Origin of the sequence: Mesorhizobium sp. M7A.F.Ca.CA.002.15.2.1, from assembly GCF_003998715.1 — a bacterium.
GTDB classification, from domain to species: domain Bacteria; phylum Pseudomonadota; class Alphaproteobacteria; order Rhizobiales; family Rhizobiaceae; genus Mesorhizobium; species Mesorhizobium ciceri.
The window spans coordinates 1-860 of sequence record NZ_RZPI01001136.1 but is presented as its reverse complement, the minus strand read 5'-3'; the positions used below and the strand labels follow the sequence as shown (position 1 = coordinate 860).

Here is an 860-nt window from a genome sequence, read left to right as displayed (position 1 = left end):
GGTTGAGCGCACAGGCGCGGCAAAAGGCGTGTCCGGGCTCGGCCATCCAGTTGCAGGCGCATTCATCGGCGTTGGTGCACTGGAAGATGCCGTCGGCGCTCGCCAGCGCGAAACAGGCGTGCTCGGGATCGTAGAGCACGGGGTTCCCGCAGTTCAGGCACTGGGCGTTCTCGAAATAGATGCGATGGCCGCAATGGGGGCAGTCGAAGAGTTTCATGTCGGTCTCAATTCACCGGAGGTGACATAGATGTTCACGGCGGCCCGTGCCCAACGCGAACAGCCGCGCGGCGTTCCACATTTTCCTGAAGCTATTTGGCCGCAAGCTGGGCGACAACCTGTCTTGCCACCGCTTCGCCCGACAGCCGTGCGCCGCCGCAGGTCTGCATCAGCGGGCCGGCCAAGTGCTCGCCGGCGAAGAAGATCTTGTCGGCCACCGGCTGCATGAGCGCGGCGCGCGCCAGTGAACGGCCAGGGCGGGCGGCGACGTAGGCGCCGCGCACGAAGCGCTCGCCGCCCCAATTGGTCATCATGGCGCGTCCGACATGCTTGCGCGTATCGCCACCGAAGATGCCGCACAGCCGGTCGACGACGAAGTCGATGCCGGCCGCCTCGCCGGCCGCCGACATTTCCCAGGCGAAATCGCCGCCGACGAACCCGACCATCAGGTCAAGGTCGAACGGGAAGCACAGGAAATAGATGTCGTGCCTGGCCATCCGTTCGATCAGCAGGTCGTCGAAAGGCTGCAGCCCGAGCCTTGTGCCCGATATTTCGACCGGCAATTTGGTCAGCATGCCCATCGGCAGGTCGAAGAAGGCGCCAAAATGGGTGTCGGGCAGGGCCGGCGGTGCTCGCCTTCGAGG

Annotated in this window: 2 protein-coding genes; both read right to left on the bottom strand. The window is 65.1% G+C overall.

Translation table 11 applies throughout. From position 1 onward, the window contains the following. The coding region (locus tag ENZ74_RS33190; RefSeq protein WP_206522400.1) for a zinc-ribbon domain-containing protein at nucleotides 1-217 on the bottom strand (217 nt) is incomplete at its 3' end. A 91-nt stretch (nucleotides 218-308) separates the two neighbouring features. After that, the coding region (locus ENZ74_RS33185; RefSeq protein WP_164761468.1) for an FAD-dependent oxidoreductase at nucleotides 309-860 on the bottom strand (552 nt) is incomplete at its 5' end.